This window comes from Kitasatospora sp. NPDC001664 (assembly GCF_053596675.1).
Genome location: NZ_JBSFGS010000021.1, coordinates 120,904 through 140,799 on the forward strand (window position 1 = coordinate 120,904; position 19,896 = coordinate 140,799).

Below are 19,896 nucleotides of genomic sequence, written 5' to 3' on the forward strand. Positions count from 1 at the left end.
GGCCCCACCGCCAGGCGGGGCCGGCCGGTCCGGCCAACTGCCCTGCCACACCGACGAAGAGGGTTCGATGGAACTGTTCGACACGGCGGTCGTCCTGACCCGGGTACTGACCTCGGGGACCGTGATGAGCATCGAGAAGAGTGACCGGGAACTGCCGGGACTGGAACGGCAGTTGACGAAGATCACCGGCCGCCGGAAGGCGGTCCTGGTGAACACCAGGACCGCAGCCGTGCACGCCGCGCTGACCGGCCAGGAGATCGGCTACGGCGACACCGCCGTGCTGCCCGGCCTGGACGGGCCGACCGCCGCCTTCGTCTCCTGGCTGGGCGTCACGGTGCGGGAGGCCGGGGAGACCCCGTCCTTCGTACAGATCTCGCTGGACGGCCACAACGCCCACCGGCTGGGCGAGTTGGCCCGCACCGGCGCGGCCGCCGGGGCCCCCGCCCTGGTGGTCGACCTCACCGGTCTCGGCTTCGGCCCGGCCGCGGCCGTGCTGACCGACGACCCGCGGATCTGGGCCCGGGCCGAGCGGCTCAAGATCTTCGGCGCCTTCGACCTGCGCACCATGTGGACCCAGGAGGAGGAGAGCACCGAGCTCGTTCCCGGAGTCCAGTTCAACTACCGCCTCAGCCCGCTGGTGGCCGCCTGCGCCCGGCTGGCCCTCCTTCAGGCCGCGACCGCCGTCCCGGCCACGTCAGGAGCAACGACGTGATCACCGACTTCCCAGCCGCCCCGCTCCCGCTCCCCGACCCGGCCGAACTGGACGCCCAGCTGGCCGAGTTCGGCGGAGACCCGATCATCGCCAAGGAGTTGCGCCGGACGATCTTCCCGGTCATCACCAAGGAGGACGTCTTCGGGATGCTGCTCGCCCAGCGCGCCGAGCCGCAGAAGGCCGTCGACGACTTCACCGAGGCGTACCGGGCCTACGTCGGCGCGCACCGCGCGCTGCCGACCGCCAGCGGCACCTCCAGCCTGCACCTGGCCCTGGTCGGTGCCGGGGTGCGGCCCGGCGACGAGGTGATCGTGCCGGCCTTCACCTTCATCGCCACCGCCCAGGCGGTGGTGGCGGCCGGGGCGGTCCCGGTCTTCGCCGACATCGACCCGGTCACCTACTGCCTGGACCCGGCCGCCGCCGAGGCCCTGGTCACGGAGCGGACCCGGGCCCTGATGCCGGTCCACGTGCACGGCCTGCCGGCCGACCTGCCGGCCCTGCGCGCGGTGGCCGACCGGCACGGACTGGCCCTGGTGGAGGACGCCTCGCACGCCCACTCCGCCACCCAGGACGGCCGGGTGGCCGGATCGATCGGCGACGCGGCCGGCCAGAGCCTGATGGCCGACAAGAACTTCCCGCTCGGCGGCGAGGGCGGCATCGCCTTCTTCGCCACCGACGAGGCCCACCAGCGGGCCGTGGACTACCTGGAGCGGCACGGCATCGACTACCGGATGTCCTGGATCGCCGCCGCCTTCGGCAGCAGCCAGCTGCGCCGGCTGCCGTTCTACGACGCCGTCCGGGCCCGGAACGCCGCGCTGCTCGGCGAGGCGCTGGCCGGGACCGGTCTGTTCCGCGCCCCGCACGTGCCCGAGGGCAGCACCCACGCCTACAACATGTACCGGATCACCCTCACCCCCGAGGGCGTCGGCCTGGACGACCTGCCGGTGCACGCGGTGAAGGAAGCGGTGCACCGCCTCCTGGTGGCCGAGGGCGTGCCCGCCCGGGAGTGGCAGAACACCCCGATCCCCTGCCACCTGCCGTTCCGGCACCGGGGCGGCTTCGGCAACGGCTACCCGTTCACCCTCAACCCCGGCGCCGTCCGGGACCACCGCCCGGAGGACTTCCCGAACGTGGTGGCGATGCTGGAGAGCACGCTGGTGCTCTGCCGCGAGCTGCGCTCCCCGGTCGAGTACGAGCGCGCGCTGCGCTACGCGGACGCCTTCCGCAAGGTGGCCCGCCGCCCGGACGCCATCCGCAAGATCGCCACCGAGCAGGAGCACCTCCGCCCGCAGCAGAAGGCGGCCCGCCTTGGCTGAGCGACTCGCCCCCCAGGAGCGGCGGTTCACCGTCGCGGTGCTCGGCGCCACCGGGTACACCGGCTCCGAGCTGATCCGGCTGCTGCTCGACCACCCCGCGGCCGAGCTGGTCTTCGTCTCCTCCGAGCGCTCGGCCGGCAAGGCCGTCGGCTCGGTGCTGCCCTGGCTGCGCAACCACCCCGCCGCCGCCAAGCTGACGTACCGTCCGTTGGACGAGCTGCCCGAGGTGGACGTCGCCTTCGGCTGTCTGCCCGGCGGCGAACTCCCCGGCCGGATGGGCCTGGTGGCCGAGCGGGCCCAGCGCGTGCTGAACCTTGCCGGGGACTTCCGGCTGCGCGACCCGAAGCAGGCCGCCGCGCACTACCCGGCCTCGGCCCAGTGGACCGAGCCGTTCGCCTACTACGTCCCGGAGTTCGGCGAGCTGCCGACCGGACGCTTCGTCAACCTGCCCGGCTGCATGGCCGCCACCACCCTCTACGCCCTCCAGCCGCTGCTGGCGGCTGGGCTGATCGAGGACGACGTGGTGGTGGACGTGAAGACCGGATCCACCGGCTCCGGCCGCAGGATCTCCGAGCACCCGGCCGAGCGCAGCGGCAACTTCCGGGTGCACAAGCCCTTCGGGCACCGGCACGGCCCCGAGGTGGCGCAGGCGCTGGCCGACCACGCCGGTGCCGTCCCCGACCTCCAGTTCTCCACCTACAGCCTGGACACCGCGCGCGGCATCGTGGCCACCGCCTACAGCCGACTGCGGGACGGGGCGGGCTCGTTGGAGGTCCGCCGGGCCTACGCCGCCGCGTACGGCGGCACGCCGTTCGTCCGGTTCCGGCCCGCGCCCAAGTCGCCGCAGGACTTCCCGATGCTCAAGTCGGTGGTCGGCTCCAACGTGGCCGAGGTGGCCGTCGCGGTGCGCGGCACCCGGGTGGTCACGGTGGCCGCCCTGGACAACCTCCTCAAGGGCGCGGCCGGTCAGGCCGTGCAGGCCTTCAACCGGCTGCACGGGCTGCCCGAGGTGACCGGTCTGCCGTTCACGGCGGTGGCCCCGTGACCCGGCCGCTGTACGTGGTGAAGCTCGGCAGCAGCACGCTCGACCGTGCGGAGGTCTTCGCCGAGGTGGCGGAGCTGTCCCGCCGGGGCGCCCGGGTGCTGCTGGTCTCCGGCGGCGCGGCCGGGATCGAGCGGCACTACGAGGCGACCGGCCGGGCCATCCGCTGGCTGGAGCTGGCCAACGGCGACAAGGTCCGCTACCTGCCGCCGGACGAGGTGCCGCACGTGGTGGCGGCCTACGAGGAGCTGACCCTGCCGCTGGTGGCGGACGGGCTGACGGCGCACGGGCTGAACGTCTTCACCGGCGTCGCGTCGCGCACCGGGCTGGTCTCGGGGAGGGCGAACCGGCCGCTGAAGGTGTCGGTGGACGGCAGGTCACGGGTCGTCAGGGACCACCGGGCCGGGACGGTGGCGGCGGTGGACACGGCGCGGCTGAGCGCGCTGCTGGACACCCACGACGTGGTCTGCGTCAGCCCGCCGGTGCTCGACCTGGACGGCGGCGCCGCGATCAACGTGGACGCCGACGTGCTGGCCGCCGAGCTGGCCAACGCCACCGGCGCCGACCACCTGCGGCTGGTCACCGGCACCGCGGGACTGCTCACCGACCCGGCCGACCCGTCGGCCACCCTGCGCGACGCCCATCCGGGCGAGGCCGGGCGGTACGCGGGCGGCCGGATGAAGCAGAAGGTCCGGGCGGCCGAGCTGGCGCTGGCCGGCGGCGTCGCGGACGTGGCGATCACCGGTCCGCACGCGCTGGCCCGTCCGGCCGGGCGGACCAGGTTCTGGCGGGCCCCGGCCCCCGCGCCCGATCTCGAACTGCTGGGCCGCGCGGTGCAGGTCCCGTCCGTCTCCGAGGACGAGCGGGAGCTCGCCGAGTACCTGGCCGAGTGGGCCGCCGAGCACGGTCTGACCGCCCGGATCGACGAGGCCGGGAACCTGGTCGCGGCCAAGGGAGCGGGCCCGCGCCGGCTGCTGCTGCTCGGCCACCTGGACACCGTGCCGCACCACTGGCCGGTCCGCTGGGAGGGCGAGACCCTGCACGGCCGGGGCAGCGTGGACGCCAAGGCCGCGCTGGCCGCCTTCCTGGAGGTCGCGGCAGAGGCCGAAGTGCCGGACGGTGCCCAGCTGTTGGTGGTCGGTGCGGTGGAGGAGGAGATCTCCTCCTCGCGCGGCGCCTTCCACGTCCGCGACCACTACCCGGCCGAGGCCGTGGTCGTCGGCGAGCCGAGCGGCTCGGGGGCGCTCACCCTCGGGTACTTCGGTCTGTTCAAGCTGCGGATCACCACGACGGTGCTCAGCGGCCACTCGGCCGGCTACGACGCGCTGTCCGCACCGGACGCGCTGCTCGGCGCGCTGGAGCGGATCCGGGCCGCGGTGCTCAAGGAGGCCCCTGAGGCCCTGGACGCGCTGATCTCGCTCGGCTCCGGCACCGAGCGGGAGGTCCAACGGGCCACCGCCGTCCTGAACTTCCGGGTACCGCCGGGCGCCGACCTGGCGGCGGTGCGGAAGGCGGCGGCGGACCAGGCCGGCGACGGCGTCGAGGTGACCGAGCTGCGGGCCACCCCCGGCCACAGCGGCGGCCGGACCAGCACGCCGGCCCGGGCCTTCGCCCGGGCCTTCGCCAAGGCCGGCATCCGGCCCAGGTACCTGGTGAAGAAGGGGACGTCGGACATGAACACCTTGGCCACCGGCTGGCACGGCGTGCCGATGGTCGCCTACGGCGGCGGCGACGCGGCGCTGGACCACACCGACCGCGAGCACGTGACGGCCGAGGAGTACCGGACCGCGCGGGCGGTGCTGGCCGGCGCGGTGGCCGAGTGGTTCGCGGCGGCCCCCGCCCGGACGGAGGGGGCGTCATGAGCGTGCTGCAGGCCGAACTCGCCGACGCCGAGCGGATGGTGGACGTCCTGGCCGACCGGGCCCGGGAGGCCAGGAAGCTGGTCATCGACATGGCCGCCACCCCCCGGGGCTGCCACCTCGGCGGCAGCCTCTCGGTCACCGACCTGCTGATCGCCGCGCTGCACCGGGCCGGGCAGGACGAGGGCGGGCACGTGGTGCTCAGCAAGGGGCACGCGGCGGCCGGCTTCTACGCCGCCCTGCACGTCAGCGGCATCCTCGCGGAGAACCCGGCCCCGCTCTACGCCGACCCGGCCCACCACTACACCGGGCACCCCAACCACGCCGTCCCCGGCGTGCTGTTCCCCACCGGCAGCCTGGGCCACGGGCTGCCGTACGCGGCCGGCTGGGCGCTCGGCCTCCGGCTCTCCGGCCGGGCCGGGCTGACCTTCGCGGTGCTCGGGGACGGCGAGCTCCAGGAGGGCCTGGTCTGGGAGAGCTGCCAGGTCGCGGCGGCCCGGCGACTGGGCAGGCTGGTGGTGCTGGTGGACCGCAACGGCGGACAGAACGACGGGCTGGTGGCGGACATCTCGCCGCTGCCGAACCTCGCCGCGCGGTTCGCCGCCTTCGGCTTCGAGACCGCCGAGGTGGACGGCCACGACCTGGGCGCGCTGCACGCGCTGCTCGCCCCCGACCGCGACCCCGACGGCCCGCCGCTCGCGGTGGTCGCCACCACCGTCAAGGCCAAGGGCGTCCCGGCCCTGGAGGGCAAGGCGGCCTCGCACTACGTCAGCGTCGACGCCGCCCGGGCGGCCAAGTGGAAGCGGTTCGTCCGATGACTGCCACGCAACTCCTGGACGATCCGGTGGTGTTGTCCGGCCGGGACGCCTACCGGGCCGAGCTCGCCGTACTGGCCAGGACCGACCCGAGGATCCTCTGCCTGGAGGCCGATCTCGGCGGGCGCAAGCACCCCTTCGCCGAGGAGCACCCCGACCGGTTCTTCAACGTCGGGATCGCCGAGGGCGCGATGATCGACATGGCGGCCGGGCTGGCGCTGGCCGGATTCCGCCCGTTCGTCTCCACCTTCGCGCCGTTCGCCGCGCTGCGGGCCGCCGAGAGCCTCAAGCTGGCGCTCGGCTACCTGGGCGCCGGCATCAGCGTGGTGGCTCCGTACGCGGGCGTCTCGGGCGCCTGGTTCGGTACCACCCACCACTGCCTGGAGGACCTCGCGGTGCTCGGCGCCGTCCCCGGCGTGGTGATCGCCGCGCCGTACGGGGAGGCCGAGATGCGGGCGGTGATCCGGTCCGCCGCCGCCTCCGGGCGTCCGCACTGGATCCGCACCGGGCGCGGCGCCAATCCGGTCGGCCTGCACCGGGACGGCGAGGAGCTGGGCGCGCTGCGCTGGGACGCCGCACCGGAGGCGGCCGAGGTCTGCCTGGTCTCGGTCGGCGAGGTCGGCACCGAGCTCAGCCTGGCCGCCCGCCGGGAGCGGCCGGAGCTGGCGCACGCCCACCTCTGCTACCTGGACCACGGTCACCTCGCCGAGGCCGCTGCCCAACTGGCCGGCCGGTACCGGCGGTTCGTGGTGGTCGAGGAGCACCGGGCGGCCGGCGGGGTGGCCTCGGCGCTGGCCCTGCTGCTCCGGCAGGCCACCGTCCACGGGGTCAACGCGGGCCAGGGCTGGCCCTCGCACGGCGGTGACCACGACCACGTGCTGGCCGAACTCGGCCTCGACCTCCCGGCCGTGCTGGCCGCCGCCGAGGCCGCCGCCCACGACTGAGCGGGCCCCTGGGCCCGCCTGGCCGACGTACCGGCCGACCTGCCCGCAGGGCAGGAGATCCCACCCGACCACAACACACCCGCAGCACACCCGCAGCACACATGAGGAGCGACACGGATGGATCTCGGACTCGCCGGCAAGGTGGCGCTGGTCGCCGCGGGCACCAGCGGACTGGGCCTGGCGGTGGCCACCGCCTTCGCCCGGGAAGGGGCCACCGTCTCGGTGGCCGGGCGCGACCCCGAGCGGCTGGCCCGGGCGGTGGCGGCGCTGGAGAAGGAGTCCGCCGGTGGCTCGGTGAGCGGCTTCCCGCTCGATGTCCGGGACGAGGAGGCGGTGGCCGACTGGGTGGCCCGGGCCGCCGAACTGCACGGCGGGGTCGACATCGTGGTGACCAACGCGGGCGGCCCCGGTCCCGGCCACGCCACCGAGCACAGCGTGCAGACGTACCGGGACGCGGTGGAGCTGAACCTGCTCTCGGCGGTCTCGCTGGTCTCGGCCGCCGTGCCGCACATGCGCCGCGCCGGCTGGGGCAGGGTGCTGTTCATCACCTCCCTGGCCGCCAAGCAGCCGATCTCCGGCATGGCGCTCTCCAACACCGTCCGGCCCGGCCTGCTCGGCTACGCCAAGTCGCTGGTGCACGAGCTTAGTCCGGACGGCATCACGGTCAACGTGCTCGCCCCGGGGATGACCAGGACCCCGGAGCTGGAGCACTGGGCGAAGGGTCTGCCCGGCGGCATCCCCGGCCTGACCGCCGACATCCCGGCGGGCCGGCTGGCCGAGCCCGAGGAGCTCGGCGCGGCTGCCGCCTTCCTGGCCTCCACCCGGGCCGCCTTCGTCACCGGCACCGTGCTGCCGGTGGACGGCGGCGCCACCCGCAGCCTGCTCTGACCCACCGCCGTTCACCCGACCACCCGCCGGCGGCAGCCCGCCGGCCCGGACCGAAGGAGTCCAGCATCATGACCGATCGGCGTGGCCCCCAGGACGACACCACCCTCGACCCGACCACCCTCGACCCGACCGCCCACCCGGGCGGCCAGCGACTGGTGATCGACCATCAGGGAGTGGTGACCGCCCCGGCGCCCGAGGTGCCCGGTGCCCGGCCCGGCGGTACCGTCACCCTCCTCGCCGACGCCCCGCCGGAGCACATGGACCCGGCCCAGACCTACATCGGCACCACCCTCGCGGTGGCCACCGCCCTGTTCCACCGCTCGCTGACCGGGTACGTGGAGGATCCGGAGGGCGGGGTGCTCACCCTGGTCGGCGACCTGGCCACCAACGCCGGCCGGACCGACGACGGCGGCCTGACCTGGACCTACACCCTGCGCGAGGGCCTGGCCTTCTCGGACGGCACCCCGATCGGCTCGGCCGACGTGGCGCACGCCGTGGCCCGGTCCTTCTCCGAACTCGGCGACTACGGACCGCAGTTCATCCAGCGCGCGCTGGACCCGGAGCGCACCTACCGCGGCCCCGGCCCGGACGGTCGCCCCGCCCCCGGGGTCACCACCCCGGACGACCGCACCATCGTCTTCCGGCTCGCCGAGCCGTACCCGGACTTCCCGTTCTTCGCCGCCACCACCACGACCACCCCCGTCCCGGCCGACCGCGCCCCCGGCGCCGAGTACGAGACCGAGTGGCTCTCCACCGGCCCGTACCGGCGTGGGGAGAGCGTGCCGGGCGAGTACTTCGTGCTGGAGCGCAACCCGCACTGGAGCCCGGCCACCGACCCGATCCGCCGTCAGTACGTGGACCGGATCCGCTGGGAGTTCGGGGTGGACCGGACCGCGCAGACCCGGCGGCTGGCCGAGCCCGACGCGGACGACGCCACCTCGATCGCCACCACCGACGTGGCACCCGCCGACATCCTCTCGGTGCAGATCGACCCGGAGAAGCTCTCCCGGGTGCTGGACGGGCCGACCCCGTACGCCCAGTACGTCTACATCAACACGCAGCGGGTCACCGACCTCGACGTCCGCCGCGCGCTGATCTACGCCTTCGACCGCGAGTCCTACGTCGAGGCGGCCGGCGGCTCGGCCGCCGCGGAGCCGGCCACCACCGTGCTGGCCCCGATGATGCCCGGTCACCAGCCGTACGACGCCTACCCGGCCGGGCCCAACGGCGACGTGGAGCGGGCCAAGCGGCTGATCGAGGGCAAGGAGGTGCCGGTGCTCCGGTACGCCTTCCAGGACATCGCCCCGCTGCGCAAGCTGGCCCCGGTGGTGAAGACCGCGCTGGAGCGGGCCGGCTTCCGGATCGAACTGGTCCCGGTGGACCGGGCCGCGTACTACAGCACGGTCGGACGCCGGGACACCGACGTGGACCTGATCTGGGGCGTCTGGGGGCCGGACTTCCCGGACCCGGCCGGCGTGATGGACGTGCTGTTCCGCGGCGACCGGATCACCGCGACCGGCAACATGAACCTCTCGTACTTCGACGTGCCGGACATCAGCCGGCGCCTCGCCGAGCTCGGCAAGGAGACCGACCGGGCCGCGGCGGCGGCCGGGTACGCCGAGATCGACCGGGAGATCATGACCGACCACGCGCCGCTGATCCCGGTCTTCTACAAGCGGCAGTTCTCGCTGGTCGGGCCGGAGGTGGGCGGGCTGTTCGTCAGCGCGCTGTACTCCTTCCCCAACCTCACCCGCGTGCACGTACTGAGCTGACGGAACGCCGGCAAGTCGGTCCTGCAAGGCCGTTGCCGATCCGATCGTGAACAGAGGAGGATGACCGGGTGTCGACCGAACCGCTCCGCAGGAGCTCCGTGACGTCCCGACTGCGCGCCGGCCTGGGGGGTCTGGGCGGTCTGCCGAGTTCCTTCTGGGTGCTCTGGGCGGGCACCCTGGTCAACCGGATCGGCACCATGGTCCAGCCCTTCTTCGCGCTCTACCTGACCACCAGCCGGGGCTTCTCGGTGGCCTCGGCCGGTGGTCTGCTGGCGCTGTTCGCGGTCGGCCAGGTGTTCTCCCAGCTGATCGCGGGCGCGCTGGCCGACCGGTTCGGCCGGCGTACCACGCTGCTCGGCGGAATGCTGGCCAGCGCGGCCCTGATGGTCGCGCTGGCCGGCAGTGAGAGCATCGGCGCCTTCGCGGTGGAGCTGTTCCTGCTGGGGGTGGCGATCGACGTCTACCGGCCCGCCTCCACCGCCCTGGTGGCCGACCTGATCCCTGGTCAGGACCGCACCAGGGCCTACAGCCTGCTGTTCTGGGCGGTGAACCTCGGCTACACCGCCGGCGTGCTGATCGGTGGCGTGCTGGTCAAGTTCGGCTTCCAGTGGCTGTTCTGGGTCGACGCGGCCAGCTGCGCCGCGTTCGGCCTGATGGTCTGGTTCGCGGTGAGCGAGACCGCGCCGGCCAGGGCCGCCGCGGCGGTGGCGGCCGCCGGGAAGCGGGCGGAGGGCCTGGGCACGGTGCTCCGGGACAAGGTGATGACCGCCTTCGTCCTCACCACCAGCGGCTACGCCTTCGTCTACATGCAGACCATGTCCACCCTGCCACTGGCGATGCGGGCGGAGGGCCTGTCGCCCGCCGCGTTCGGTGTCGCGATGGCGGTCAACGGCGTGGTGATCAGCGTCGTCCAGCCGCTCGCGGCGAGCCGGCTCAGCCGGGCCGACCTCAACAAGGTGCTGGTGGCCGGCATGGTCCTGGTCGGCGTCGGCTTCGGCCTCAACTCCCTGGCCTCCTCCCCGTTCGGCTTCTCCGCCACCACCGTGATCTGGTCCCTCGGCGAGATCGCCTTCACCGGCGCCAGTGCCGCCACCGCCGTCGCCCTGGCCCCGCCCCACCTGCGCGGTCGCTACAGCGGCGTCTACGGCTTCGCCTGGTCCCTCGGCGGCCTCCCCGCCCCCCTGGTCGGCGCTTGGCTGCTCGGCCACGGCTCCGCCACCCTCTGGCTCGCCTGCGCCGCCATCGGCCTCGGCGCCGCCCTCGCCCAGTACCTCCTCGGCCCGGCGGTCGCCCGCCGCACCACGGCCGTCGCCGCCGCCGAGGCCGCCGCCGCCGGTACGGCGGAGTCCCAGGTCGCCGCCGGCCCGGCGCGGTCGGACGACCGCTGACGCGGTGCCCGGCGTGCGTGGTCCGGGCCTTCCGCGAGGGCGGGCCGCCGCGGTGGTGACCTGGGGTCAGACCTCGTCGGGGCCGGTGAAGTCGGGGGAGGCGAAGTCGGGCGAGGTGTAGCCCGGGCCGGTGAAGTCGGCCGGGCGCTGGGTGCGGCCGTCCGGGGTCGTGACGCCCTCGACGCCGGGGCTGGTGAAGCCGGGGCTGGAGTAGCCGGGGGAGCCGGGGCGCGGGCCCGGTCTCGGGACGGCGGCCGGCGCCGGCGCCGGATCGGTGTAGAGGTTGGCCACCAGCCAGGGCAGCAGGGCGCGTTGGTGCAGGGCGGTCAGCCAGGCCTGCCGGGCCCCGGCCAGCTCGGCGTCCTGGGCCGGGGCGGCGCCGTCCCGCAGGGCGGTGAGCAGCAGGCCGACGATGCCGACCACCAGGGCGGTGACGGCCACCGCCAGGGAGACCCAGCCGGCCGTCACCACCGCCCGGGCCAGCGCCAGCCCGGGCGAGGCGCCGCGCAGCGCGTAGCCGATCACCAGCAGCAGCAGCCCGGCGAGGCCGGCCAGGATCGGGGTGAGCACGGTGAGCACCGGGAAGAGCCCGGCGCCCTCCTCGCTGCGCAGCCGGTCGGTCAGGCCGAGCGGTGCGGGCGGCCCGGCCGCCCGCAGGGCGGTGTAGCGCTGGTACTCGTCGGCCGCCGGGGCGGCCACCGCGTCGGCCGACTGCGCGGCCTTGGTGCGGAGTTGGGCCGGGTTCAGGTGCGGCCCGGGGGCGGCGAAGGCGGCGCCCAGCGCGGGGTCGCGCAGGGCCTCGTCCAGGGCCCGGTCGAAGTCCGGCCGGTCCTCGGGGAGTAAGCGTGCGGTGTGCTGCGGGGCCTGGTCCACGGAGGAACCCCCGTTCCGTCGTCGCGCTGCGAGAGGTGCGGGTGTGCGAGATCGACTCGATGGTAGGGGCCGGAGGCGCCCGGAACACAGTCGCTTTCCGGTTTTCCGTACGTTCCGGTGCGCGCCGGGGACGTGAACGTGACCTTTCAGGACGCTTCCTGACGGTGGTTCAGTCCAGCGGCAGCCGGGCGACCAGCAGCCGGCCCTCCATGGTGACCCCGCCGTCCATCGCCACGGCCAGCTCGTCCGCGTAGATGTACGGCCCCGGCACGTGCGGCGGCACGCCGTCCTCGGCGTGCGTGGAGCCGGTCAGGTACGGGATCGGGCTGTGCCCGTGCACCACCCGGTGGCCGCCGTAGGCGCCGAGCAGCTCGTGCACCGCCTGCGCCCCGGCCGGGCCGCGGAAGGCGAAGCGCTTGGTGAAGCGGCGGAAGGCGTCCCACCACTCGTCGGCGCCCTCGTCGGCGAGCAGCCGGTGCACCGCCTCGTTGACGTCGTCCAGGCTGGCGCCGTACTCGAGGTAGGCGGTGGTGTCGGAGTGCAGCAGCAGGTGGCCGTCCTCCAGGGCGATGGCGGGCAGCCGGGAGAGCCAGCTGACGTGGTGCGACTCCAGCCGCTCCAGGTCGCTCTGCTGACCGCCGTTCAGCCGCCAGGCGGCCAGGAAGGAGGCCGTCCCGGCGGTGGACTGCACCGGCTCGTCGCCGTAGCGGGCGGCGCCCAGGAAGAGCAGTTCGTGATTGCCCATCAGGGCCCGGCAGTACCCGCCGGCCGCGGCCGCCTCGGCGGCCAGCTGCATCACCAGGTCGATCACGCCGATGCCGTCCGGGCCCCGGTCGGTGAAGTCCCCGAGGAACCAGAGCCGGGAGCGGCCGGCCGACCAGTGGCCCTCGGCGTCGATCAGGCCCTGCTGGTGCAGTGCGGCCAGCAGCTCGTCGAGGTAGCCGTGCACGTCGCCGACCACGTACAGCGGGCCGGGCGCCTCGCCGGGCTCCGGCTGCGGGTACGGGTAGTGGACCTCCTCCGGCGGGACCGGCTGGGCCAGCTCCATGGTCGGCGGGTCGTCGGACCCCGCCGCCTCGTGCCCGTACTCGTGGACGGGCTCCTGGACCGCCTCCGGGCCGTAGCCGGAAGCGGTCTGACTGACCGTCGGCCAGTGCTGCTCCAGGAACCGGGCACCGCCGTAGCCGCTGTACGTGGCGTCGTAGCCGTAGCCGCCGGGCGGCTCGGGAGGCTCGTAGTAGGAGCCGTACGGGAGCACGTCGAGGTCCTGCGGCTGGCGGGGGCCTGACTCGGGGAGCTCAGGCCCGGGGAGGCGGTCCTCGGGTGTCATTCGCCCATCATAGGAAGACCGCTCTCCCCTAGTCCCCACCTGGTGCCCACCAATCGTCCGTCGGCCGGGTCCGGTCCGTGGCCTGCGTTACATCTCCCCCGGTGGCCGGGGCGGGCTCACCGTGGTGCGCGGGCTCCGGCGTTGGGAGGAGGCGCGGACGATGAGCTCGGTCGGCATCAGGGTGCCGGGCGGTGGTCCGGCCGAGGCGGTCCGGTAGCGCGGCGGGAAGAGCCGGGTGCCCTTGACCGGATCGGAGGAGGCCCCGGGGGAGGAGTCGACCCCCTCGATGGCGTCGATCAGCAGGTTGACCACGGTGGTGCCGATCCGACGGGGCTTCAGGGAGAGCGTGGTGATGGGCGGCTCGGTGCCGGCGTACACGTCGCTCTCGCTGCAGCAGACCAGCAGCAGGTCCTCCGGCACCCGCAGCCCGTACCGGCGGGCGGCGGCCAGCAGGTCGGTGCCGTTGGGGTCGAAGAGGCCGTAGACCGCGTCCGGCCGGTCGGGCCGGGCCAGCAGCCGGTCGGCGGCCAGCGCCCCGGCGGCCGGGTCGTGGGCCGGGTAGGCCTCGTAGACCGGCTCCTGCCCGACCCGCTCGCACCAGCCGAGGTAGGCGTCGGTGGAGAGCCGGGTGTAGGTGTCGGTGGAGGTCCCGGTGAGCAGGCCGATCCGGCGGGCGCCCGCCTCGCTCAGGTGGTCCAGGATGCCGAGCACGGCGGCCTCGTGGTCGTTGTCGACCCAGGCGGTGACCGGGCAGTTGCCCGGTTTGCCGTCGCTCACCACCGGGACGCCGGACCGGTAGAGCTCGCTCACCAGCGGGTCCTGGTCGGGCGGGTCGATCACCACGGTGCCGTCCAGCGCGATGTTCCCCCAGACGTCGTGCCGGGAGGAGGCGGGCAGCACGACCAGCGCGTAGCCGCGGCTGAGCGCGGCACTGGTGGCGGCCCGCGCCATCTCGGCGAAGTAGGCGAACTCGGTGAAGGTGAACGGCTCTTCGCCGTAGGTGGTGACGGTCAGTCCGATCAGGCCGGAGCGTCCGGTGCGCAGGGTGCGGGCGGCGGCCGATGGGCGGTAGCCGAGGCGCTCGGCCACCTCGCGCACTCGGCTTCTGGTCTCGTCGGGAAGGCGGCCCTTACCGTTGAGGGCGTCCGAGACCGTGGTGATCGACACTCCGGCGGCTGCTGCCACATCCCGGATGCCGGCCCGCTCCAGTCGCCGCGAGGTGGTGGGTCGCCGACCGCTCTGGTTGGCTGCTGCTGTCATGGCGGACCGATCGTATGGCGCGTGACCGCGCTGTGTGACCGGTACCGACAGAGAGTCAGAAGAACCGTTTCTCCATGAACCTTCGGCCGTGCATCCCTTCGATACCGGTCGCAATCCAGGCCTCTTACCTCTGACATGTGCCATGGGAACCCGGCAGAATGGCTGATCGGTACCCGTACCCCGAACGAGCAACTCACCCGCACGGGTGAGTGCGACCACCATCGTCCGGGGCACCCGACCGGGGTGGGACGGGTACGCACCACGGGGCCTGGCGCGCGTACGGCGATCCCGGCCGCGTACGGCACCACGATTTCGACAAGGAGCGCACCGTGACCGGTACGGCAGCACAGGGCCCCCGCCTGAGGCCGACGCTGGACGGCATCCCGACCTACAAGCCCGGCAAGCCGGCCGGCGCCGACTCGTACAAGCTGTCCTCCAACGAGAACCCCTTCGAGCCGCTCCCCGGCGTGCTGGACGCCGCCGTGGCGGCCGCCGGCTCCTTCCACCGCTACCCCGACATGGCCGCCACCGAGCTGGTCGAGGAGCTCGCCGCCCGCTTCGGCGTGCCGGCCGAGCACGTGGCCGTCGGCACCGGCTCGGTCTCGGTCGCGCAGTCCCTGGTGCTCTCCACCGCGGGCCCGGGCGACGAGGTGCTGTTCGCCTGGCGCTCCTTCGAGGCCTACCCGATCATCACCCAGGTCGCCGGGGCCACCCCCGTGCCCGTCCCGCTGACCGCGGGCGAGGAGCACGACCTGGACGCGATGCTGGCCGCGATCACCGAGCGGACCCGCCTGGTCTTCGTCTGCAACCCGAACAACCCCACCGGCACCGTGATCCACCGGGCCGAGCTGGAGCGCTTCCTGGACGCCGTCCCGAGCGACGTCCTGGTCGTGGTCGACGAGGCCTACATCGAGTTCATCCGGGACGAGCGGGTGCCCAACGGCATCGACCTCTACCGCGACCGCCCGAACGTCTGCGTGCTGCGCACCTTCTCCAAGGCCTACGGCCTGGCCGGCCTGCGGGTCGGCTTCGCCGTCGCCCACGAGCCGGTGGCCACCGCGCTGCGCAAGACCGCGGTCCCGTTCGGCGTCTCGCAGCTGGCCCAGGACGCGGCCGTCGCCTCGCTCCGCGCCGAGGACGCCCTGCTGGTCCGGGTCGAGCACCTGGTCGCCGAGCGCGGCCGGGTGACCGCCGCCCTGGCCGCCCAGGGCTGGCAGCTGGCCGACACCCAGGCCAACTTCGTCTGGATCCGCCTCGGCGAGCGCACCCTCGACTTCGCCGCGGCCTGCGCCGCCGCCGGAGTCGTGGTCCGCCCCTTCCCGGGCGAGGGCGTCCGCGTCACCATCGGCGAGCCCGAGGGCAACGACATCTTCCTCGCCACCGCCGAGGCCTTCCGCAAGTCCCTCTGAGCGGTTGAACCCCGAAGGGCCCGCAGCTCGGTGGCTGCGGGCCCTTCGGGGTTGACCGGTCGTCAGCTGCCGGACAGCCCGGCGGCCGGGGAGCCGAGCCCGGCGGCCGACCAGCGCTGCGGGTTGGTCCCGTTGCAGTCGTACAGGGTCACCCGGGTGCCGTTGCCGATGTTCCCGTTCGGCAGGTCGAGGCAGCGCCCGGACTGCGGGTTGAGCAGCGCGCCGTTGGCCTGGGGCAGCCACTGCTGGTTGCCCGCGTCGGTGCCGCCGGGGTCCTTGCAGTCCCACAGCGCGGTCGGGGTGCCGTTGGCGGTGCCGTTGTCGTGCACGTCCAGGCACTTGCCCATGATCCGGAGGGTGCCGTCGCCCCGGAGCTCGAACTGCTGGGCCGTCGAGGTGTTGCAGTCCCAGATCTGGATCGCGGTGCCGTTGTCGGTGCCGGCGGCGTTGTCGTCCAGGCACTTGGCCTCGCTCACCCCGGAGACCAGGGAGGTCCTCGCCGCGGTGGGCACGGACGACCGGTCGAGGACCGAGAGGTTGCTGACCGCCCCGTCGAAGGTGGAGCTCGGCTTCGACTGGTACTTGTACCGGCCGACCACCAGCGGGCCGGTGGCGTTCCAGGCGTTCGCCCGGGCGTGGTGGCCGGTCCCGGCCAGCGTCCCGTTGACGTAGAGCGCGATCTGCCCGGTGGGCTGGTCGTAGGTCGCGGTCAGCTGCGTCCAGGTGCCGAGGCGGACGCCGGCCGCGGCGTTCATGGTGGTGGTCTGGTCGTAGGCCCAGTCGTCGTTGTCGCGCTGCGACATGGCGAACCGCCAGGTGCTGTCGCCGCCCTCGGCCCAGAGGATGAACCCGGAGGCGTGGGCGCCGTCCTGACTGAGCACCACCCCGCCGGTGGCGTCGGCCCGGGCCCAGGTGGAGAGGGTGAAGCTGCGGCTGGTGTCGACCGCCGGGGCGGAGGTGGTGGCGACACCGGTCCGGCCGTCCAGGTCGAGCACCTTGGTGGAACGGCCCGCGACGGTGGCGTCGGCCCAGCCGGCGCCGGTGCCGCTCAGGGTGGCGTTGGTCCGGCCGCGCAGGTCCGCGGCGGTGCTGCCGGTGCCCTCGTCGAACTTCCAGTGCGAGCGGGAGATCCGGGCGTCGCCGACCGTGTTGGCGGCACCGAAGCCGGTGACCACCTTGTTGGCGGCGGTGCCGTTCAGGGTGACCAGCCGCTGCCGGCCGTCCAGTGCCCAGAGGTCGGCCACCGCGTCGGCGCTGGTGTCGCCCGAGGAGCTGAGCACCGGGTAGTCGGTGGCGTTGAGCTGCTGGGCGATCCGGGTCCGCTTGCCGTGGTCGGCGAGCGCGGCGACATCGGCGCCGTTGGCGTACTGGTACACCTCACCGTTGCCGTCGTTCCGGGCCCAGAGGTCCGGCAGGCCGTCGCCGGTGGCGTCGCCCGGGGCGATCAGCGAGAGGCCGTCCCAGCCGCCGGAGCCGAGCACGATCGGGTCGCGCAGGGTGCCGGTGCCGCCGCTGCCCTGGAACAGGATCAGCTGGGTGCCGCCCTTGCCGTCGCCCTCCACGGTGATCAGGTCGTTGCGCGGGTCGCCGGCCTCCTTCTTGGCGTCGCCGACCGCGAGGATCTGCCTGACCCGGCTCCAGTCCGCCGCGTACTCGTCGCCGCAGGGGTTGCCGGTGGCCTGCACCAGGCAGTCCTGCGGGTCGGGGCGGCCGACCGGGAGCTGCTTGGCGGCGGCGAAGTACAGGTTGCCGTTGGCGGCCAGGCCGCCCTGGGTGAGCGAGTTCCGGTAGTAGTACAGGGCGTTGTCGCGGTACGCGAACAGGTCGTCGTACCGGATGCCGTTGCCGCCCCGGTGGGTGACCTGGGTGCCGTTCCAGCCCTTGCCGCCCGGGCTGTTGGCCTTGTCGGAGGCGACCACGCCGGCGGCGGGGTCGGTGGCGGTCGGGTAGACCACCAGGTCGCCGCCCGGGGTCGGGGCCAGCAGGTCCACCCGCTCGTCGCCGGTGATGTCGCCGAGCACGGTCTTGGCCGCCGGGTTGTCCGGCGCGTAGAAGGTGTAGGTCTGCTGCTGCGAGCGGTTGCCCGCCCGGTCGACGGCCTGCACCCGGAGGGTGTTGGTGCCCCAGGTGGTGGGCGTCAGGTCGATCGCGGCACTGCCGTCACCGGTGGCGTCCACCCGCTTGGCGCTGCCGACCGGGATGTTCCCGTTGAACGCGTACTCGTAGAACAGCACGCCGCTGGAGCTGTCGGCGGAGCGGACGGTGAAGGTGCCGGGCTGACCGACGTACTTGGCCGAGCCGGGCAGGGTGCCGGCCGGCGGGTACTCGGCCGAGGTCACCACCGGCACCGAGGGCGGGGTGGTGTCGAGGCTGAACGTGCAGCCGGTGGTCCAGTTGGAGGTGCGGTCGCCGTCGCCGCCCTGGGCCCTCCAGTAGTAGCGGTGCCCGTCCTGCAGGCCGGTGGTGACGGCCGAGGCCCAGTGCGTGCCGGTGCCGGCCGAGATCCAGCCGCTGTCCCAGGCCACCGGCTCGCCGGCGGTGGTGTCGTGCACGAGGAAGTGCACGTCGTTGTTCTGGTTGTCGGGATCGCCGATCCAGGCCCCGAACCGGATGCCGGACGCGGAGTTGGTGGCGCCGATCCAGCCGCAGCCGTTGCCGTTGGCGTTCTGCGGCGCGGGGTCGATCGCCAGGCTCCACGGCTCGTACGGTGCCCGGTTGTACTCGATGTACAGGAACGGCAGGTTGTTGCGGTCCCGGGTGAAGCGCTTGAACGAGTAGTTGCCGCTGGTCTTCGACTCGTCGGCGGAGAACAGCGCGAAGGTCAGGTTGCCGCGCCACTCGTTGTCGGCCAGGTGCTGGCGGACGTCCCACTCACCGCGGGTGGTGGTGCCCGGGCAGCCGTTGCCGCCGGAGCTGTTCAGCCAGGAGGTGCCGATCGCACCCCAGTCCCAGGGCTGGGAGTTCCAGGTGGTGCCGGAGCCGAGCGGGTCGGTGGCGTGCAGCACCACGCCGCGGTTGTTGCTGCAGGTGTTGTCCGCCGCGTAGGACTGGGTGGCGTACAGCGACGCCTTCTTGATGCTCTTGTCCCGCAGGTCGCTGGTGTCCAGCTGGACGTAGTACCGCTCCAGGCCCTTGGCGGTCTGCCACTGCTGGTACCCCACGCCAGGGTCGTAACCGGCGGCGTAGGAGTCGTAGTTGACGGTGTTCGGGTAGCCCTCCTGGACCCAGGCCCAGTGCTGGGTGCCCCGGTTGGTGGGCTGCCAGGGCGGGTCGATGAAGACCGGGTAGGTGGTCTTCGGGTCGCTGAGGAAGGCGGGGTCGGGGGTGAGCGCGACGCTGTCCGCGCCGAGGTCGGTCTTCAGCCGGCTGACCTTGGCCTGGCCGCCGGGGCCGTCCTCGTCGGAGCCGGGCTTGGCGGCGGCCGGGGCCGGTGCGGTGGCCGGTGCGGCCGACAGCGGTGCCGACCTGAGCATCCGGGGGGCCGGGGCCGGGGCCGGGGTGGCGGCGGTGCTGGAGTCCCACATGACGGGGGAGGGCGCGTGGAAGACCACCCGGCCGGAGTCGTCGGTGGCCTTGAGGTTGCCGTGCTCGTCGGCGGTGACGCTCACGCCCCGGCTCTTCAGGCCCATGGTGAGCTTGGCGAGCTTCGGGTTGCGGGCCGCCTCGGCCGACTTGACCACCAGGACCTGGGAGATGCCGCCGGCCTGATCGGCGGTCAGCTTGAGGTCGGTACCGGGCGCGACGTCCCGGTAGGTGGCAGTGTCACCCTCCAGGGTCGGTGCGGGGAGCGCCTCCGGCCAGCTCAGCGTGATCGCCTTGCCGCCCTGCTCCAGGGTGGCGAGCGGTGCGGTGCCACCACCGGAGAGGGCCAGTGCGCCGACGGTGGCCTTGGGCCGGAGCAGTCCGTCGGCCGACCGGGACAGCGTCGCGTCCAGCTCGGCCCAGCGGTCGCCCTGCTTGGTGCGCACCGGGGCGACGCTCCGGGAGAGGGCGAACGAGCCGTCCGGGTTGGCCACCACGGTGTCGGTCTCGGTGGTCAACGCCGGTACGGGGACCGGCTTTCCGGTGCGCTTGGCCTCGGCCTGCGCGGCGGACTCGGCACGCTCGCGTTCGCTGACCGGTCGGTCCGGCGCGGTGGTGCGGTCAGCCGCCCGCTGCGGGTCGGCCGCGAGCGCGGCGGGAGCCGCTCCCAGCAGACCGACCGAGAGGGACAGGCTGACCAGACCCGTGAGCGCGGCGGACCGGTGACCCGGCCGCCTCCGAGGCATGGCCCCCATTGGAGTACTCC

At 73.9% G+C, this 19,896-nt stretch carries 14 protein-coding genes; 10 read left to right on the forward strand and 4 right to left on the reverse strand.

The features are described 5' to 3' along the window. Positions 1 to 67 precede the first annotated feature (67 nt). The 9 genes from ACWCYY_RS27470 (at position 68) to ACWCYY_RS27510 (ending at position 10,736) form a co-directional block, all read left to right on the forward strand. Complete coding sequence (locus ACWCYY_RS27470) at positions 68 to 712, forward strand: DegT/DnrJ/EryC1/StrS family aminotransferase (protein ID WP_345288911.1); 645 nt, start codon at positions 68 to 70, stop codon at positions 710 to 712. Then, entirely contained in the window at positions 709 to 2,028 is a 1,320-nt protein-coding gene (locus ACWCYY_RS27475; protein ID WP_380149517.1) for an aminotransferase class I/II-fold pyridoxal phosphate-dependent enzyme, read from the forward strand. The genes ACWCYY_RS27470 and ACWCYY_RS27475 overlap by 4 nt, the downstream gene beginning before the upstream one ends. Then, entirely contained in the window at positions 2,021 to 3,073 is a 1,053-nt protein-coding gene (gene argC, locus ACWCYY_RS27480; protein WP_449797554.1) for an N-acetyl-gamma-glutamyl-phosphate reductase, read from the forward strand. Before ACWCYY_RS27475 ends, argC begins: the two co-directional genes overlap by 8 nt. After that, a complete protein-coding gene (locus ACWCYY_RS27485) occupies positions 3,070 to 4,932 on the forward strand; it encodes a M20/M25/M40 family metallo-hydrolase (RefSeq protein WP_449797555.1) in 1,863 nt (620 codons plus the stop codon). The genes argC and ACWCYY_RS27485 overlap by 4 nt, the downstream gene beginning before the upstream one ends. Beyond that, on the forward strand, positions 4,929 to 5,747 hold the full coding sequence (locus ACWCYY_RS27490) for a transketolase (RefSeq protein WP_449797556.1): 819 nt from the start codon (positions 4,929 to 4,931) through the stop codon (positions 5,745 to 5,747). Before ACWCYY_RS27485 ends, ACWCYY_RS27490 begins: the two co-directional genes overlap by 4 nt. Further along, positions 5,744 to 6,688: a transketolase family protein gene (locus tag ACWCYY_RS27495; protein ID WP_449797557.1), complete on the forward strand. Its 945-nt coding sequence runs from the start codon at positions 5,744 to 5,746 to the stop codon at positions 6,686 to 6,688. The genes ACWCYY_RS27490 and ACWCYY_RS27495 overlap by 4 nt, the downstream gene beginning before the upstream one ends. 117 nt (positions 6,689 to 6,805) lie before the next feature. Next, the gene (locus ACWCYY_RS27500) at positions 6,806 to 7,576 is read left to right on the forward strand and encodes an SDR family NAD(P)-dependent oxidoreductase (RefSeq protein ID WP_380149512.1); all 771 of its coding nucleotides are present in this window, start codon (positions 6,806 to 6,808) and stop codon (positions 7,574 to 7,576) included. Positions 7,577 to 7,644: 68 nt separating this feature from the next. Next, the gene (locus ACWCYY_RS27505) at positions 7,645 to 9,348 is read left to right on the forward strand and encodes an ABC transporter substrate-binding protein (protein WP_345290672.1); all 1,704 of its coding nucleotides are present in this window, start codon (positions 7,645 to 7,647) and stop codon (positions 9,346 to 9,348) included. Positions 9,349 to 9,446: 98 nt separating this feature from the next. Continuing rightward, positions 9,447 to 10,736, forward strand: coding sequence for an MDR family MFS transporter (locus tag ACWCYY_RS27510; RefSeq protein ID WP_449797558.1), 1,290 nt, complete (start codon positions 9,447 to 9,449; stop codon positions 10,734 to 10,736). A 66-nt stretch (positions 10,737 to 10,802) separates the two neighbouring features. Here the strand turns inward: ACWCYY_RS27510 and ACWCYY_RS27515 are convergent, their stop codons facing one another. The 3 genes from ACWCYY_RS27515 to ACWCYY_RS27525 form a co-directional block, all read right to left on the reverse strand. Continuing rightward, positions 10,803 to 11,609 carry a hypothetical protein gene (locus tag ACWCYY_RS27515; protein ID WP_345290575.1) on the reverse strand — a complete coding sequence of 269 codons (807 nt, stop codon included), beginning with the start codon at positions 11,607 to 11,609 and terminating at the stop codon, positions 10,803 to 10,805. Positions 11,610 to 11,778: 169 nt separating this feature from the next. Then, positions 11,779 to 12,939: a metallophosphoesterase gene (locus ACWCYY_RS27520; protein WP_449797559.1), complete on the reverse strand. Its 1,161-nt coding sequence runs from the start codon at positions 12,937 to 12,939 to the stop codon at positions 11,779 to 11,781. 87 nt (positions 12,940 to 13,026) lie between these two features. Continuing rightward, positions 13,027 to 14,199, reverse strand: a complete 1,173-nt coding sequence (locus ACWCYY_RS27525; protein WP_345290577.1) for a LacI family DNA-binding transcriptional regulator — start codon at positions 14,197 to 14,199, stop codon at positions 13,027 to 13,029. A 329-nt stretch (positions 14,200 to 14,528) separates the two neighbouring features. Here ACWCYY_RS27525 and hisC point away from each other — a divergent pair, with 329 nt between their 5' ends. Then, positions 14,529 to 15,608, forward strand: coding sequence for a histidinol-phosphate transaminase (gene hisC, locus ACWCYY_RS27530; RefSeq protein ID WP_345290578.1), 1,080 nt, complete (start codon positions 14,529 to 14,531; stop codon positions 15,606 to 15,608). Positions 15,609 to 15,670: 62 nt separating this feature from the next. Here the strand turns inward: hisC and ACWCYY_RS27535 are convergent, their stop codons facing one another. Then, positions 15,671 to 19,876, reverse strand: coding sequence for a ricin-type beta-trefoil lectin domain protein (locus ACWCYY_RS27535; protein WP_449797560.1), 4,206 nt, complete (start codon positions 19,874 to 19,876; stop codon positions 15,671 to 15,673). Positions 19,877 to 19,896: the final 20 nt, after the last annotated feature.

Bases quoted from the DNA above. Each gene is read 5' to 3' on its own strand.
- ACWCYY_RS27470 (WP_345288911.1), top strand. From the start codon at position 68: ATGGAACTGTTCGACACGGCGGTCGTCCTGACCCGGGTACTGACCTCG.
- ACWCYY_RS27490 (WP_449797556.1), top strand. From the start codon at position 4,929: ATGAGCGTGCTGCAGGCCGAACTCGCCGACGCCGAGCGGATGGTGGAC.
- ACWCYY_RS27495 (WP_449797557.1), top strand. From the start codon at position 5,744: ATGACTGCCACGCAACTCCTGGACGATCCGGTGGTGTTGTCCGGCCGG.
- ACWCYY_RS27500 (WP_380149512.1), top strand. From the start codon at position 6,806: ATGGATCTCGGACTCGCCGGCAAGGTGGCGCTGGTCGCCGCGGGCACC.
- ACWCYY_RS27505 (WP_345290672.1), top strand. From the start codon at position 7,645: ATGACCGATCGGCGTGGCCCCCAGGACGACACCACCCTCGACCCGACC.
- ACWCYY_RS27520 (WP_449797559.1), bottom strand. From the start codon at position 12,939: ATGACACCCGAGGACCGCCTCCCCGGGCCTGAGCTCCCCGAGTCAGGC.
- ACWCYY_RS27525 (WP_345290577.1), bottom strand. From the start codon at position 14,199: ATGACAGCAGCAGCCAACCAGAGCGGTCGGCGACCCACCACCTCGCGG.
- ACWCYY_RS27535 (WP_449797560.1), bottom strand. From the start codon at position 19,876: ATGCCTCGGAGGCGGCCGGGTCACCGGTCCGCCGCGCTCACGGGTCTG.